General features: G+C 41.1%; 17 protein-coding genes. 15 read left to right on the top strand and 2 right to left on the bottom strand.

The features are described from left to right. Positions 1-105 precede the first annotated feature (105 nt). Both rnjA and QEZ38_RS07690 read right to left on the bottom strand, forming a co-directional pair. Complete coding sequence (rnjA, locus tag QEZ38_RS07695) at positions 106-1,785, bottom strand: ribonuclease J1 (protein ID WP_281335536.1); 1,680 nt, start codon at positions 1,783-1,785, stop codon at positions 106-108. Position 1,786: 1 nt separating this feature from the next. After that, on the bottom strand, positions 1,787-2,020 hold the full coding sequence (locus QEZ38_RS07690; protein ID WP_000639582.1) for a DNA-dependent RNA polymerase subunit epsilon: 234 nt from the start codon (positions 2,018-2,020) through the stop codon (positions 1,787-1,789). Positions 2,021-2,419: 399 nt separating this feature from the next. Here QEZ38_RS07690 and QEZ38_RS07685 point away from each other — a divergent pair, with 399 nt between their 5' ends. The 15 genes from QEZ38_RS07685 (at position 2,420) to QEZ38_RS07615 (ending at position 14,217) form a co-directional block, all read left to right on the top strand. Then, positions 2,420-2,626 carry a hypothetical protein gene (locus QEZ38_RS07685; RefSeq protein ID WP_281335535.1) on the top strand — a complete coding sequence of 69 codons (207 nt, stop codon included), beginning with the start codon at positions 2,420-2,422 and terminating at the stop codon, positions 2,624-2,626. Between the two features lie 110 nt (positions 2,627-2,736). Further along, a complete protein-coding gene (gene tsaB / locus QEZ38_RS07680; RefSeq protein WP_281335534.1) occupies positions 2,737-3,420 on the top strand; it encodes a tRNA (adenosine(37)-N6)-threonylcarbamoyltransferase complex dimerization subunit type 1 TsaB in 684 nt (227 codons plus the stop codon). Beyond that, positions 3,417-3,854, top strand: a complete 438-nt coding sequence (gene rimI, locus QEZ38_RS07675; protein WP_281335533.1) for a ribosomal protein S18-alanine N-acetyltransferase — start codon at positions 3,417-3,419, stop codon at positions 3,852-3,854. Before tsaB ends, rimI begins: the two co-directional genes overlap by 4 nt. Then, on the top strand, positions 3,844-4,854 hold the full coding sequence (gene tsaD / locus QEZ38_RS07670; RefSeq protein ID WP_281335532.1) for a tRNA (adenosine(37)-N6)-threonylcarbamoyltransferase complex transferase subunit TsaD: 1,011 nt from the start codon (positions 3,844-3,846) through the stop codon (positions 4,852-4,854). The genes rimI and tsaD overlap by 11 nt, the downstream gene beginning before the upstream one ends. Before the next feature lie 110 nt (positions 4,855-4,964). Then, the gene (locus tag QEZ38_RS07665; protein WP_281335531.1) at positions 4,965-5,828 is read left to right on the top strand and encodes an XRE/MutR family transcriptional regulator; all 864 of its coding nucleotides are present in this window, start codon (positions 4,965-4,967) and stop codon (positions 5,826-5,828) included. Between the two features lie 282 nt (positions 5,829-6,110). Beyond that, positions 6,111-6,317, top strand: coding sequence for a peptide pheromone VP1 (locus QEZ38_RS07660; RefSeq protein ID WP_281335558.1), 207 nt, complete (start codon positions 6,111-6,113; stop codon positions 6,315-6,317). Between the two features lie 67 nt (positions 6,318-6,384). Further along, positions 6,385-7,053: a CPBP family intramembrane glutamic endopeptidase gene (locus QEZ38_RS07655; protein WP_281335530.1), complete on the top strand. Its 669-nt coding sequence runs from the start codon at positions 6,385-6,387 to the stop codon at positions 7,051-7,053. A gap of 120 nt (positions 7,054-7,173) precedes the next feature. Further along, complete coding sequence (locus QEZ38_RS07650) at positions 7,174-7,848, top strand: CPBP family intramembrane glutamic endopeptidase (RefSeq protein WP_281335529.1); 675 nt, start codon at positions 7,174-7,176, stop codon at positions 7,846-7,848. Positions 7,849-8,009: 161 nt separating this feature from the next. Continuing rightward, positions 8,010-8,705, top strand: a complete 696-nt coding sequence (locus QEZ38_RS07645) for an AzlC family ABC transporter permease (protein ID WP_281335528.1) — start codon at positions 8,010-8,012, stop codon at positions 8,703-8,705. Next, positions 8,695-9,018: an AzlD domain-containing protein gene (locus QEZ38_RS07640; RefSeq protein ID WP_281335527.1), complete on the top strand. Its 324-nt coding sequence runs from the start codon at positions 8,695-8,697 to the stop codon at positions 9,016-9,018. The genes QEZ38_RS07645 and QEZ38_RS07640 overlap by 11 nt, the downstream gene beginning before the upstream one ends. A 103-nt stretch (positions 9,019-9,121) precedes the next feature. After that, complete coding sequence (locus QEZ38_RS07635) at positions 9,122-9,964, top strand: amino acid ABC transporter substrate-binding protein (RefSeq protein WP_281335526.1); 843 nt, start codon at positions 9,122-9,124, stop codon at positions 9,962-9,964. Positions 9,965-10,118: 154 nt separating this feature from the next. Beyond that, positions 10,119-10,973 (top strand): MetQ/NlpA family ABC transporter substrate-binding protein, encoded by an 855-nt coding sequence (locus QEZ38_RS07630; RefSeq protein ID WP_281335525.1) that lies wholly within the window; start codon positions 10,119-10,121, stop codon positions 10,971-10,973. A gap of 122 nt (positions 10,974-11,095) precedes the next feature. After that, positions 11,096-12,469 carry a M20 family metallopeptidase gene (locus tag QEZ38_RS07625; RefSeq protein ID WP_281335524.1) on the top strand — a complete coding sequence of 458 codons (1,374 nt, stop codon included), beginning with the start codon at positions 11,096-11,098 and terminating at the stop codon, positions 12,467-12,469. After that, on the top strand, positions 12,462-13,523 hold the full coding sequence (locus QEZ38_RS07620; RefSeq protein WP_281335523.1) for a methionine ABC transporter ATP-binding protein: 1,062 nt from the start codon (positions 12,462-12,464) through the stop codon (positions 13,521-13,523). Before QEZ38_RS07625 ends, QEZ38_RS07620 begins: the two co-directional genes overlap by 8 nt. Position 13,524: 1 nt before the next feature. Continuing rightward, positions 13,525-14,217 carry a methionine ABC transporter permease gene (locus QEZ38_RS07615; protein ID WP_075229667.1) on the top strand — a complete coding sequence of 231 codons (693 nt, stop codon included), beginning with the start codon at positions 13,525-13,527 and terminating at the stop codon, positions 14,215-14,217. Positions 14,218-14,349: the final 132 nt, after the last annotated feature.

Raw genomic sequence — 14,349 nt, 5'->3', positions numbered from 1 at the left:
AGTTATAAGTCTTATAGAATAGTTGATTAAAGAAAAATAATTGCTACAATTTATCATAAAATAACAAAAATTCTCTGAAGTCATAGGACTTCAGAGAATTTTTTCTTATTCTTCATCTGGTGTGAGAATCATCGGAATGATGATTGGTTCACGTTCAGTATTTTCGTAAAGGAATGGTCGAATGGCGTTTACGATAGCGCCATTGACAGACTGGACGCTGGCATCTTTGTTTTTCAAAGCGATACGAATTGCATTGAAAAGAATGCGTTGGCTTTGGCGAATCAAATCGCCAGACTCTCTCATGTAGACAAATCCACGACTGAGAATATCTGGTCCAGATAGGATCATCTGAGATTTAAAGTCAACTGTTGCGACAGCTAGAACGACACCGTCTTCAGATAGATCGCGGCGATCTTTAAGCACAGCTGCACCGATTTCACCGATACGATTTCCATCGACATAGATGTCTTGGGCGTTGAAATGGCCTGCGATACGAGCAGAGTTTGCAGTGAGGGCAAGGACATCACCATTGCTCATGATAAAGATATTGTCCTTCTCAACACCAGTATCTACGGCAAGTCCAGCGTGGACTTTTTGCATGCGGTATTCACCGTGGACAGGCATGAAGTATTTTGGCTTAATCAAGCGGAGCATAAGTTTTTGCTCTTGCTGACCACCGTGTCCAGATGTATGGATATTGTTCACTTTACCGTGGATAACTTCGACACCAGCTTCAGAAATGATGTTAATCAGCTTGTTAACGCTAGTGGTGTTTCCTGGAATTGGGCTAGATGAGAAGATGACCGTATCACCTGGTTGGAGTTGCACTTGACGGTGAGTTCCGTTAGCGATACGAGAGAGGGCTGCCATAGGCTCGCCCTGACTACCAGTACAGAGGATAAGAATCTCACCCGCAGGATAGTCTTTGATTTCATTTGGCTCGATGAAGGTTCCCTTAGGTGCCTTGATGTAACCAAGTTCAATCCCGTTGACAATGGCCTTTTCCATAGAGCGCCCAAAGACTGCGATCTTACGCCCGGTCTTAACAGCAGCTTCCGTTGCTTGCTGGAGACGGAAGATATTTGAGGCAAAGGATGCAAAGATGATACGTCCCTCGATACCTTGGATAATCTTCATGATCGACTGGCCGACAACCTTTTCAGAGTTTGTAAAGGTTGGAACCTCAGCATTGGTCGAGTCAGAGAGCAAACAAAGTACTCCATCTTCACCTAAGGCTGCCATACGGTGCAAGTCTGCAGGTTCTCCAACTGGTGTAAAGTCGAACTTGAAGTCACCTGTACAGACGATTTTCCCTTGAGGGGTATGGATGACAATTCCCAATGGTTCTGGGATAGAGTGAGTAGTTCTAAAGAAAGTTGCTTTAAGGTTTTTAAAGGTCAACTCCGTGTTGTGGTTGATTTCGTGAAGTGTAGCATTGCGCAAAAGTCCATGCTCTTCGAGTTTTCCACGGATTAAGGCAAGGGCCAGTGGACCAGCATAGATAGGGATGTTTGCTTGCTTGAGCAAGAAAGGAATCCCTCCGATATGATCCTCGTGTCCGTGGGTAATCAAGAGAGCCTTGACGCGGTCGATATTTTCTACAATGTAAGAGTAATCAGGGATAACGTAGTCGATACCAAGTAGGTCATCCTCAGGGAATTTAATCCCTGCATCAACGATGATGATTTCGTCTTGATATTCGATACCATATGTGTTTTTTCCGATTTCTCCTAGACCACCAATGGCAAAAACGCCGACTTCTTCTGGTTTAAGAGTGTAGGCCATATTAGAACTCCGTAATTTCGAATGCGCCAGTTTCTTTTTCGTAGTCTAGCAATTTGTCAGACAAGAGTTCGATATACTCGATATTATATTCTGGACGATTTTCTTCGACAAGCTGGCGAGCAGCGATACGTCCTTCAAGTTCTGAATTAGCATCGATGTCTAAGTATAGTGAGCGTGTTGTTTCACGACGTGGGCTGCGTTCTTTTGTTTCTTGATAAAAAACTTTGTAAATCATATGTTTCCTTTCTGCTTTCAGGTCAGCTATATTCAAAAATGCTCAGTTTGAAGCTGGTTTGATTCCAGTTCATTTTTTGTCTTTATTGACCTTGATTCGTTACAATTATCTCAATTATAACATAAAAAGGGGAATTAGTAAAAGCAGGAAACATGAAAGTAAGGAGCTTGAAATGGGTTTCATTTTACCTTGTATAAGTATTTGAAGACATCAGATGCAAGTGCTATAATAAAGTTAGAAAAGAGGCTTTTCTTGATGAAGGAGGACTAGCTATGTTTGATTTTGTGTTTCACTTATTTGTATGAAAATTCTACATACTGCTACAACTGCTTGGGATCCTTTTCGTTAGATGATGATTTTGAAATATTTGCTTTTAGAATTGGAGAAAGGAGGCTCTCTATGTTTCAACTAGCTATCGCGATTCGTCTCTTGGTATTTGCTGTTTTTGTTGCCTGTGTTTACGGTGGCAATCTACTATTTGTTCGGTTGGAACATAGAAAAACAGCTATACACTGGAAAATTCTCTTTGTAACACTGTATTCCATTTTCCTCCTTCTTGTGACCTATGTGGTTTGGCTTGTATTTTACTTTGGTTTGAATACTTAAGTACTTGTCCTGTCTGTTTGGCAGGATATTTTTATTTCAAAACAAAGAAAATTCCCATGTGTCGGCTTTTGTAGTATAATAGTAAACAGACAAAAAGATAGGAATGTGTTATGAAAGTATTAGCTTTTGATACGTCCAGCAAGGCTCTTTCTCTTGCTATTTTAGAGGACAAGCAGCTTCTTGCCGAGACGACAATCAATATCAAAAAAAATCACAGTATTACCCTTATGCCAGCCATCGATTTTTTGATAGCTAGTCTAGATTTGACGCCCAAAGATTTGGATCGAATCGTTGTAGCAGAGGGGCCAGGTAGCTACACAGGTTTGCGAATCGCGGTAGCAACTGCCAAGACCTTGGCTCATACCCTGAACATTGAGTTAGTGGGGATGTCTAGCCTTTTGGCTCTGGTACCAAGCCAGCAAGTAGGTCTTGTAGTACCTTTGATGGATGCGCGTCGCAACAATGTTTATGCAGGATTTTATGAAAATGCTCAGCCTGTCTTTCCAGAGGCGCATCTGTCCTTTGCAGAAGTTTTGGGGCAAGTCAAAGATGCTGAACAAGTCACTTTTGTCGGTGAAGTAGGAGCCTTTGTGGAGCAAATTCGAGATCAATTACCACAGGCTAATTACCAAGAAACTTTGCCAAATGCAGCTAATCTGGCTCTATGGGCTTGGGACAAGGAAGCAGACTCCTTGCACGACTTTGTGCCGAATTACCTCAAGCGTGTCGAGGCTGAGGAAAACTGGCTCAAGAATCACACTGAGTCTGGCGAGTCTTACATTAAACGCCTATGATAGAAATCAAACGAATCCAACAGCAACCTGACTTGGCTCAATCCATCTATGCTGTTATGGCAGATGTTTATCCAGTCAGTCCTTGGACTTTGAAACAAATCCAAGCAGACCTGTCTCAAGACCAAACCTGGTATGCTTTAGCTTACGATTGCTCTGAAGTGATTGGTTTTTTAGCCGTTCAGGAAAATAACTTTGAAGCAGAAGTCCTGCAAATCGCTGTTAAAGGAGCCTATCAAGGTCAGGGAATTTCGTCAACCTTATTTGCTCAATTACCGACAGATAAGGAGATTTTCCTCGAAGTCAGAAAGTCAAATCAACGAGCACAGGCATTTTATAAGAAAGAAAGAATGGCAGTCATCGCTGAGAGAAAGTCCTACTACCATGATCCAGTTGAGGATGCCATTATCATGAAGAGAGAAATAGATGAAGGATAGATATATTTTAGCATTTGAGACATCCTGTGATGAGACTAGTGTCGCCGTATTGAAAAACGATGACGAGCTCTTATCCAATGTCATTGCTAGTCAAATTGAAAGTCACAAACGTTTTGGGGGCGTAGTTCCTGAAGTGGCTAGTCGTCACCATGTTGAGGTCATTACAGCCTGTATTGAGGAGGCGCTGGCAGAAGCAGGGATTACAGAAGAAGATGTAACAGCTGTTGCGGTTACCTATGGGCCAGGATTGGTTGGAGCACTGCTAGTTGGTTTGTCAGCTGCCAAGGCCTTTGCTTGGGCTCATGGCGTTCCGCTTATCCCCGTGAACCACATGGCTGGTCATCTCATGGCAGCTCAAAGTGTGGAGCCTTTGGAATTCCCCTTACTAGCTCTATTAGTCAGTGGTGGACACACAGAGTTGGTCTATGTTTCTGAGGCTGGTGATTATAAGATTGTTGGTGAAACTCGTGATGATGCGGTTGGTGAAGCCTATGACAAGGTCGGTCGTGTCATGGGCTTGACCTATCCAGCAGGTCGTGAGATTGACGAATTGGCTCATCAAGGTCAGGATGTTTATGATTTCCCACGTGCCATGATCAAGGAAGACAATCTGGAGTTTTCATTCTCAGGTTTGAAGTCTGCCTTTATCAATCTTCACCACAATGCCGAGCAAAAGGGAGAAAGCTTATCCAAGGAAGACCTGTCGGCTTCCTTCCAAGCAGCAGTCATGGATATTCTCATGGCAAAAACCAAGAAAGCTCTGGAGAAATACCCTGTTAAAACCCTTGTCGTGGCTGGTGGTGTAGCAGCTAACAAAGGATTAAGAGAACGCTTGGCAGCTGAGATCACTGACGTCAAGGTTATCATTCCACCTCTGCGCCTTTGCGGAGACAATGCGGGCATGATTGCCTATGCTAGCGTCAGCGAGTGGAACAAAGAAAACTTCGCAGGCTTGGAGCTAAATGCCAAACCAAGTCTCGCTTTTGAAACTATGGAATAGAAAGTCAGTTTGAAGCTGGCTTTTTTGCTAAAATATTTTATAATATGTTAAAAAAGTAAAAGTTTTTACGAATAGAATAGTAAAGGGGATATTAAAAAGGGAGTTTGGCAATGATTGAAAAACAGGAATTAGGAGAATTTTACAAGGAATTGCGCTTGGCCAGAAAGCTCAAGCAGTCAGATGTGGCTTGTGCTGGACTAACAGCCTCTCAGTTATCCAAGTTCGAACTAGGGCAGTCCATGCTGTCTGCAGATAAGCTGATCCTAGCTATCCAGGGGATCAATGTGACCTTTGATGAGTTTGGGCATAAGCTCAACAACTACCAAGAATCTCCACATATGCGATTTGGTAGAAGGATTGTGGATCGCTTTGCCCATCAAGATATAGCTGGCTTAGAGCAATTGTTGAAAGAAATTGAGCAAGAACAGATGGCGCAGACCTATCGTCGTTTGAACTCTATTGTGATTAAAGATGCTATCCATTCACTAGATAAAAGCTATCCGCTAGCAGAGGAGGATAGCGAGTTTTTAACTACCTATCTCTATGCTATCGAATCTTGGACCTGGTTTGAACTCTATATCTTTTGCAATACCATGCCTTTTTTGGGCAACCAAGATTTGATATTTTTATCAACCTCCTTACTCGAAAAATCCAAGGAATTTAAAGAATTGGCACACAATAGACTGTATATGAAAAGTAGCTTTCTAAATATCATCTCAGAGCTTATGGAGCGTAAACTTTTCTCCTACATCCCAATCTTTGAGTCCGCGTTGGAGAGCATACTTCGCCCGTATGATGTTTTTGAGAAATTACTGTGGCAGTTTTTAAAGAAAATGAGTGTTTTCCTTCAGACCAAGGGAAGCAATCAAAAAGAGATTGAATACTTTATCCAATCTCTGCAAATCTTAGAAAATCCACAATTAACAGCCCTTTTTGAATTACGCTTACAGCAATACAAAGACCTTATTGATTAGTTAAAGATGCAAAAAGATAATAATCTCAGCAACGATTGTCAATAATGTTATGATTTGTTTCTTCATTTCATGTCCTCCTACATAATGGTAACTACATTATATCAGTGAAAAAGTCAAATCCATAAAAATCGCAAATGTGAAATTTTCATCAGAAAAAATATCAAATATGCGATTTTATAAAATTGCCTACTTTCCGTGCTATACTGTTCTTGTAAAGCACCTGAAGCAAATCCTAGGTCGCAGAAGTGGTTTACAAATAAAATAATTAAGGGAGTGTAAATGATGTTGAATTTACAATTTGCAGAAACAATGGAATTGACAGAAGCTGAGTTGCAAGATGTTAGAGGAGGAAACACTGTGGTTAACCCAGGCAGTGGAATTGGAGTAGGATGGGGAGGCCTAGGAACACCTTGGTCAATCACTAATTTCTGGAAGAAAAATTTTAACTTTAAGCCTGATTCTGATCCTGACCGCCGTCGTTATTATTAATATATAATGCCCTTGCCTTTTTCTTGGGTAGGGGCTTTCTTCATTCCATAGTATAGGAGAAAAAAGAATGAAAAAGATCATCTCACGCTACTACTTTTTTGTAGCCATTCTACTTATCATTGCGGACCAGTTCTTCATCCGTCTGGTTTTACACAGCGACTTGGCTGCTGGTCTATCTGATTTTAGCTATTACTTTTCGGATATGATATTAAATTTTCTTGTAGTTTTGCTTGCTCTTGTTGCCATGATTTGGTCAGGAAAATGGCAACAAATCAATAGCAGAAAATTTAAATGGTCCTATCTTTTCTATTTCTTTTTAGCTCTTCTAGCTTTTTTTGTTTGGAATTTCGTTACATTTTTTATTTTCCCGTCCACCCAAAATGAAATTTCTTATCAACTGGATCTTCCTACTTTTACAGGTCTTACTGCATTTTTGATGTATTTTTTCTATCCAGTGATTGCAGGTCCCATTTTTGAAGAGATGATCTATCGTGGATTGGTGATGACCGCTTTGGAAAAAGGGAAGAAGTGGGGACTGGATGTCCTTGCTTCTGCTGCTTTATTTGGGATTTTGCATATCAGTAACCATGGTTGGGTATTGACAGACTTTTTCGTATATATGGGTGGTGGTCTAATAATGGCAGTCTTTTTTAGAGTGACAAAGTCTATTTATTGGTCTATTGGACTGCATATAGTTGATAATGCCATTGCTCAAATTCTGCCCTTGTTATTTTAGTGGGTTTTAAGAATCTTAAATCAAGGGAAAAGTCCTAATTGCGGTGCTTTTGATTGGATAAAAGGGATTTGGGTAAGTTTAGCTGGAAGATGGTGTAACTAAAACTTAAAAGGATCAACGATGAAAAGGAAAGAAACGAAATTCTACTTGTCAACTGTTTTGATAATAATCATCTATTACTTAATTTTCAATTTTGTAGCAAGGTTAGAATTTGTTAACCAATTATCAGATTTTGGATTTTATGGCTTACAAATTTTGTTGATCGCCCTTGAGGGGATTGCTGCTACAGTGGTTCTTGTAAAGAGTCAAGGTTGGAAAGAATGCGGTCGCTTCCAGTTCCGTTGGGCTTATCTGGGTGTCTTCTTTCTTTTCTTTATACTGATGTTTGTGTGGGTAAATATAACGACTCTGATTTTTCCTAGCACGCAAAATGGGAGCGAAATCATGAAAGAAGCTACTAATTTGACAGGAATTAGTTACTTTATAATGCGCATTCTCTATGGCAGTCTCATTGCTCCTATCGTTGAAGAGTTAGTTTTTCGTGGGCTTCTGATGACGGCATTGTCCAAATTTAAAAAGCACTATATAGATGTCGTCATTTCCTCCACACTCTTTAGTCTTATCCATGTTTTACAGTATGGCTGGGTGTTAACAGACTTCATCGTTTATGCAGGAGCAGGTCTCTTGTTCTGTATGCTATTTCGTTATACTCGTTCAGTTTATTGGCCAATGGCTCTTCATATCTTGTGGAATACATTTTTAATCATTGCCAGTTTATTGGTATTTGGGTATTAAATCTAAAATAGTTTATAAGTTGCATCGTAAGACTGGCCTCCCAGTCTTTTTCTGTTCTTGTCAATCAGCAGACTTTTTTCTATTTTACGAATATGTTATAATAATGTTTGCTGTGACTGTTTGGAAAGCAGTTGCTGAAGGAATGATTAGTGAGGAAATCTATGAAAGAAAAAGGATTTTGGGAGGGTGTGCAGGCTGCGGTGCCGACAGCTCTGGGCTATGTTAGTATCGGTCTTGCCTGTGGGATTATCGGTGCGCCCTATGTGACATCTGTAGAGATGGGCTTGATGAGCCTCTTTGTTTATGCTGGGAGTGCTCAGTTTGCCATGATAGCCTTGATAGCAGTTCAAGCGCCTGTGGCAGCCATTGCCATGACGGTCTTTTTGATTAATCTGCGTCTCTTCTTGCTGAGTTTGCATGCGTCGACTTATTTCCGTCATACAAGTCTCTGGCACAATATCGGCATGTCCAGCCTCTTGACCGATGAGACCTATGGCGTTTTGATGGGTGAGTTGGTGCATACGGATAAGGTCAATCCTATGTGGATGCACGGGAACAACCTTAACAGCTATGTGGCTTGGTTTGTCGGAACTGTAGTCGGAACTGCTCTAGGTGGACTTCTACCAAATCCAGAAATTTTTGGCTTAGATTTTGCTCTAGTGGGGATGTTTATTGGGATTTTTACTTCCCAATTTCAGATTATGCAAAAACGGATTCCCTTGCGCAACCTCTTCATCATTTTAGGAGTTGTTGCCCTTTCCTTATTTATGCTTTTGACAGTGGTGTCCCAGTCACTAGCTGTACTGTTTGCGACCTTGCTAGGTTGTACGATGGGGGTGATTTTGGATGGTCAGTAAGTATATTTTAATGGCAATTATCTTGTCTGGCTTGGTGACTTGGATTCCGAGAATGATTCCTTTCATCCTTGCTAAGTACAAAGGATTGCCAGCAATCGTAGAGCGTTTTTTGAAATTTTTACCTGTATCTATTATCTTCGCCTTGATTCTTTCAAGTGTAGTAACAGGAAAAGTTGGAAGTTTCCCACAGATAAAGTGGTTAGACTTTTTAGCAGTCTTTCCAACAGCCTTTGTAGCCTTTCGTTACCGCAATCTGGTGGGGACGGTTATCTTTGGAGTAGCCTTGATAGCAGTCCTCCGTTTGGTCTTTTAAATCAGTCATAAAGAAAACTTATCACAGAGATAGATATCATATAATGGCGTAAATTCCTTTTTTCTGTTAAGATAATACAGTATTCTATTTTGGAGGAAATGACATGAAAAAAATCGTTAAATATTCATCACTTGCTGCCCTAGGGCTTGTTGCTGCAGGTGTATTAGCAGCTTGCTCAGGTGGTGAGAAGAAAGATGCTGCATCTGGTGAAGCAACATCTGGTAAGAAAGAAATCGTTGTAGCAACTAATGGATCACCAAAACCATTTATCTATGAGGAAAATGGTGAATTGACAGGTTACGAGATTGAGCTTATTCGTGCTATCTTTAAAGACTCAGACAAGTATACTGTCAAGTTTGAAAAGACAGAGTGGTCAGGGATTTTCCCAGGACTTGATAGCGATCGTTACCAAATGGCCGTTAACAACCTCAGTTATACCAAAGAACGTGCAGAGAAATACCTCTACGCAGCGCCAACTGCTAAAAACCCTAACGTTCTTGTTGTGAAGAAGGACGACACTAGCATCAAGTCTCTTGATGATATCGGTGGAAAATCTACTGAAGTCGTTCAAGGAACAACCTCAGCTAAACAATTGGAAGCATACAACACAGAACATGCAGACAATCCAACTATCCTTAATTATACTAAGGCAGATTTCCAACAAATCATGTCTCGTTTGAGCGATGGACAATTTGACTATAAGATTTTTGACAAGATCGGTGTAGAAACAGTTATCAAAAACCAAGGTTTGGATAATTTGAAAGTCATCGAACTCCCAAGTGACCAACAACCTTATGTTTACCCACTTCTTGCAAAAGGTCAAGATGAGTTGAAGGCTTTTGTGGACAAACGCATCCAAGAACTATATAAAGATGGAACGCTTGAAAAACTATCTCAACAGTTCTTTGGTGGCTCTTACCTGCCAGCAGAAGCTGACATTAAATAGTTGTATGAAATCATCTAGTCTGAGAAAGGCGGATGATTTCTCAATTTTTAGGCCTATAGTTTCAAACTATATGCCTGCCTATCTAATAACAATTTGCGAAATCAAATAAAGTATGAGATACTATTACGGTATTATTTTTAAAGGAGAATGAATCATGAAAATCAAAAAATGGTTAGGTGTAGCAGCGATTGCTACAGTAGCAGGCCTTACACTTGCAGCTTGCGGAAATTCAGACAAGAAAGCAGACAATACAACTACAGTTAAAATTGCGACTGTTAACCGTAGCGGTTCGGAAGAAGCACGCTGGGACAAAGTTCAAGAATTAGTTGAAAAAGACGGAATTAAATTGGAATTCACAGAGTTTACAGACTACTCACAACCAAATAAAGCAACTGCTGATGGTGAAGTAGACTTGAACGCTTTCCAACACTACAACTTCTTGAACAACTGGAACAAAGAAAACGGTAAAGACCTTGTAGCGATTGCAGATACTTATATCTCACCAATCCGCCTTTACTCAGGTAAAAATGGGGAAGAAAACAAGTACACTAAAGTGGAAGAAATCCCAAACAACGGTGAAATTGCTATTCCAAACGATGCTACTAACGAAAGCCGTGCCCTTTACCTTCTTCAATCAGCTGGTTTGATTAAATTGGATGTTTCAGGAACTGAACTTGCTACAATCGCAAACATCAAAGAAAATCCAAAGAACTTGAAAATCACTGAGTTGGACGCTAGCCAAACAGCTCGTTCATTGACTTCAGTTGATGCAGCAGTTGTCAACAACACTTTTGTTACAGAAGCAAAATTGGACTACAAGAAAGCACTCTTTAAAGAGCAAGCTGACGAAAACTCAAAACAATGGTACAACATCATCGTTGCGAAAAAAGATTGGGAATCATCACCTAAAGCTGATGCAATCAAGAAAATTATCGCAGCTTACCATACTGATGAAGTGAAAAAAGTCATCGAAGAAACTTCAGACGGCTTGGATCAACCAGTTTGGTAATAAACACAGGGAGGTGGGAGAGATTTTTTCCACCTCTTGCTTTTATATAGAGACTAAAGAAAAGGAACATCCACTTGTATTGATTCCAAAGGTACAAGTCCTAGTAGAAAGGTAGAGAGAAAATGGTTTTCCCTAGCCAAGAAGAACAAATTGAAAAGTTTGAAAAGGATCATGTAGCGCAACATTACTTTGAAGTGTTGCGGACCTTGATTTCTAAAAAATCAGTCTTTGCCCAACAAGTCGGCCTGAAAGAGGTGGCTCGTTATCTAGGCGAGATCTTCAAGCGTGTAGGTGCAGAGGTCGAGATTGATGAGAGTTATACGGCACCCTTTGTCATGGCGCATTTTAAAAGTTCACGCCCAAATGCCAAGACTATCATTTTCTACAACCACTATGACACCGTACCTGCGGATGGCGACCAAGTCTGGACAGAGGATCCATTTATGCTTTCTGTGCGTGATGGCATCATGTATGGACGCGGGGTTGATGATGATAAGGGACATATCACTGCCCGCTTGAGTGCTCTTAGAAAATACATGCAGCATCATGATGATCTACCAGTCAATATCAGTTTCATCATGGAAGGCGCAGAGGAATCTGCCTCTATGGACTTGGACAAATATCTAGAAAAACATGCGGACAAGCTTCGTGGTGCAGATTTATTAGTCTGGGAACAAGGAACAAAGAATGCTTTAGAACAGTTAGAAATCTCTGGTGGAAACAAGGGGATTGTGACCTTTGATGCCAAGGTCAAGAGTGCAGACGTCGATATCCATTCTAGCTATGGTGGAGTCATCGAATCAGCTCCATGGTATCTGATTCAAGCTTTGACTAGTCTTCGCGCTGCCGACGGCCGTATCTTGGTAGAAGGCTTGTACGATGATGTGCAGGAACCAAACGAACGAGAGTTGGCCTTGGTTGAAACCTATGCCCAACGCAATCCAGAGGAAATCAGCCAGATTTATGGCTTGGAATTGCCACTTTTACAAGAGGAACGCACAGCCTTTCTAAAACGTTTCTTTTTTGAGCCAGCGCTCAATATCGAAGGAATTCAGTCTGGTTATCAAGGTCAAGGAGTAAAAACAATCTTGCCAGCAGAGGCTAGTGCCAAGCTAGAAGTCCGTTTGGTTCCGGGGCTTGAACCCCATGATATTTTGGAGAAAATCCGAAAACAACTAGACAAAAATGGCTTTGATAAGGTAGAATTGTACTATACTTTGGGTGAGATGAGCTATCGAAGTGACATGAGTGCGCCGGCCATTCTCAATGTCATTGAGCTAGCCAAGAAATTTTATCCACAGGGTGTATCTGTCTTGCCAACAACAGCTGGTACAGGTCCAATGCATACGGTATTTGATGCCTTAGAAGTACCTATGGTTGCATTTGGCCTAGGAAATGCTAATAGCCGAGACCATGGTGGAGATGAAAATGTGCGAATCGCCGATTATTACACCCATATTGAATTAGTAGAGGAGCTGATTAGAAGTTATGAGTAGAGACATTATCAAATTAGACCAGATTGATGTGACTTTCCACCAAAAGAAAAGAACCATCACAGCGGTCAAGGATGTGACCATTCACATTCAAGAAGGGGATATCTACGGGATTGTAGGATATTCTGGAGCAGGGAAATCAACCCTGGTTCGTGTTATTAACCTTTTACAAAAACCATCTGCAGGTCGAATTACTGTAGATGATGATGTGATTTTCGATGGTAAAGAAACCTTAACTGCCGGGCAATTACGACGCAAACGTCAGGATATTGGGATGATTTTCCAACACTTTAACCTTATGAGTCAGAAGACAGCAGAGGAAAATGTAGCCTTTGCCCTCAAACACTCTGGACTCAGTGAGAAAGATAAGAAGGCTAAAGTGGCTAAGTTGTTGGACTTGGTTGGTCTTGCAGACCGTGCCGAAAACTATCCCTCACAATTATCTGGAGGTCAAAAACAGCGTGTAGCCATTGCGCGTGCCTTAGCTAATGATCCAAAAATCTTGATTTCGGACGAGTCAACTTCAGCTCTTGATCCAAAGACGACAAAACAAATCTTGTCACTCTTGCAAGAATTGAATCGTAAACTAGGCTTGACTATTGTCTTGATTACGCATGAAATGCAGATTGTCAAAGACATTGCTAACCGTGTGGCAGTCATGCAGGATGGTCGCTTGATTGAAGAGGGCAGCGTTCTTGAAATCTTCTCAGATCCTAAGCAACCATTGACCCAGGACTTTATCTCAACGGCTACTGGTATCGATGAAGCTATGGTCAAGATTGAAAAGCAAGAAATCGTGGAGAACTTATCTGAAAATAGCATTTTGGTACAACTCAAGTATGCAGGTGCTTCTACAGATGAGCCACTTTTGAATGAATTATACAAACACTACCAAGTAACAGCCAATATTCTCTATGGGAACATTGAAATTTTGGATGGTACTCCTGTGGGTGAGCTTGTGGTTGTTTTGTCTGGAGAAAAAGAAGCACTGGCAAAAGCTCAAGAAGCTATCCGTCAGGCTGGTGTGCAACTAAAAGTATTGAAGGGAGGACAGTAAGATGGCAGAATTGATTAAAGCATACTTACCAAACGTCTACAAGATGGGTTGGTCTGGTCAAGCTGGCTGGGGAACAGCAATCTACTTGACCCTTTATATGACGGTTCTTTCCTTCATCATTGGAGGTTTCCTAGGGCTGGTTGCAGGGCTTTTTCTTGTCTTGACAGCTCCAGGTGGTGTCTTGGAAAATAAAGTTGTTTTCTGGATTTTAGACAAGATCACGTCAATCTTCCGTGCAGTGCCATTTATCATTCTCTTGGCAGTCTTGTCACCCTTCTCTCATCTAATCGTAGGAACAAGCATTGGTCCAAATGCGGCTATCGTACCCCTATCTTTTGCAGTCTTTGCCTTCTTTGCCCGTCAAGTACAGGTGGTATTGGCTGAGCTAGATGGCGGTGTCATTGAAGCGGCTCAAGCTAGCGGAGCTACATTTTGGGATATCGTAGGAGTTTACCTATCAGAAGGACTTCCAGATTTGATCCGCGTGACGACTGTAACCTTGATTTCACTAGTCGGTGAAACAGCTATGGCTGGAGCAGTTGGGGCTGGAGGTATCGGTAACGTAGCGATCGCTTATGGTTTTAACCGTTACAATCACGATGTGACTATCCTTGCAACCCTCATCATTATCTTGATTATCTTTACGATTCAGTTCTTGGGAGACTTCTTGACCAAGAAATTAAGTCATAAATAAAAAAAGAGCCAAGTGGCTCTCAGATTGAAGAAAAAGTCAATTTTGGACAATTTTCTCAGAACGAAGACAAACGTTATTTTTGGCGTTTGTCTTTTTCTCTTTTCAAAAATGGTTTGTCTCATCATCTGATAT

This window comes from Streptococcus taonis, assembly GCF_029948085.1.
In the GTDB taxonomy this organism is placed as follows: Bacteria; Bacillota; Bacilli; order Lactobacillales; family Streptococcaceae; genus Streptococcus; species Streptococcus taonis.
This window is presented reverse-complemented; position numbering and strand designations above follow the sequence as displayed.

Excerpts from the sequence above, each read along its gene's own strand:
- rnjA (WP_281335536.1), bottom strand. The coding sequence starts at position 1,785 with ATGGCCTACACTCTTAAACCAGAAGAAGTCGGCGTTTTTGCCATTGGT.
- QEZ38_RS07690 (WP_000639582.1), bottom strand. The coding sequence starts at position 2,020 with ATGATTTACAAAGTTTTTTATCAAGAAACAAAAGAACGCAGCCCACGT.
- QEZ38_RS07685 (WP_281335535.1), top strand. The coding sequence starts at position 2,420 with ATGTTTCAACTAGCTATCGCGATTCGTCTCTTGGTATTTGCTGTTTTT.
- tsaB (WP_281335534.1), top strand. The coding sequence starts at position 2,737 with ATGAAAGTATTAGCTTTTGATACGTCCAGCAAGGCTCTTTCTCTTGCT.
- rimI (WP_281335533.1), top strand. The coding sequence starts at position 3,417 with ATGATAGAAATCAAACGAATCCAACAGCAACCTGACTTGGCTCAATCC.
- tsaD (WP_281335532.1), top strand. The coding sequence starts at position 3,844 with ATGAAGGATAGATATATTTTAGCATTTGAGACATCCTGTGATGAGACT.
- QEZ38_RS07665 (WP_281335531.1), top strand. The coding sequence starts at position 4,965 with ATGATTGAAAAACAGGAATTAGGAGAATTTTACAAGGAATTGCGCTTG.
- QEZ38_RS07660 (WP_281335558.1), top strand. The coding sequence starts at position 6,111 with ATGTTGAATTTACAATTTGCAGAAACAATGGAATTGACAGAAGCTGAG.
- QEZ38_RS07655 (WP_281335530.1), top strand. The coding sequence starts at position 6,385 with ATGAAAAAGATCATCTCACGCTACTACTTTTTTGTAGCCATTCTACTT.
- QEZ38_RS07650 (WP_281335529.1), top strand. The coding sequence starts at position 7,174 with ATGAAAAGGAAAGAAACGAAATTCTACTTGTCAACTGTTTTGATAATA.
- QEZ38_RS07645 (WP_281335528.1), top strand. The coding sequence starts at position 8,010 with ATGAAAGAAAAAGGATTTTGGGAGGGTGTGCAGGCTGCGGTGCCGACA.
- QEZ38_RS07640 (WP_281335527.1), top strand. The coding sequence starts at position 8,695 with ATGGTCAGTAAGTATATTTTAATGGCAATTATCTTGTCTGGCTTGGTG.
- QEZ38_RS07635 (WP_281335526.1), top strand. The coding sequence starts at position 9,122 with ATGAAAAAAATCGTTAAATATTCATCACTTGCTGCCCTAGGGCTTGTT.
- QEZ38_RS07630 (WP_281335525.1), top strand. The coding sequence starts at position 10,119 with ATGAAAATCAAAAAATGGTTAGGTGTAGCAGCGATTGCTACAGTAGCA.
- QEZ38_RS07625 (WP_281335524.1), top strand. The coding sequence starts at position 11,096 with ATGGTTTTCCCTAGCCAAGAAGAACAAATTGAAAAGTTTGAAAAGGAT.
- QEZ38_RS07620 (WP_281335523.1), top strand. The coding sequence starts at position 12,462 with ATGAGTAGAGACATTATCAAATTAGACCAGATTGATGTGACTTTCCAC.
- QEZ38_RS07615 (WP_075229667.1), top strand. The coding sequence starts at position 13,525 with ATGGCAGAATTGATTAAAGCATACTTACCAAACGTCTACAAGATGGGT.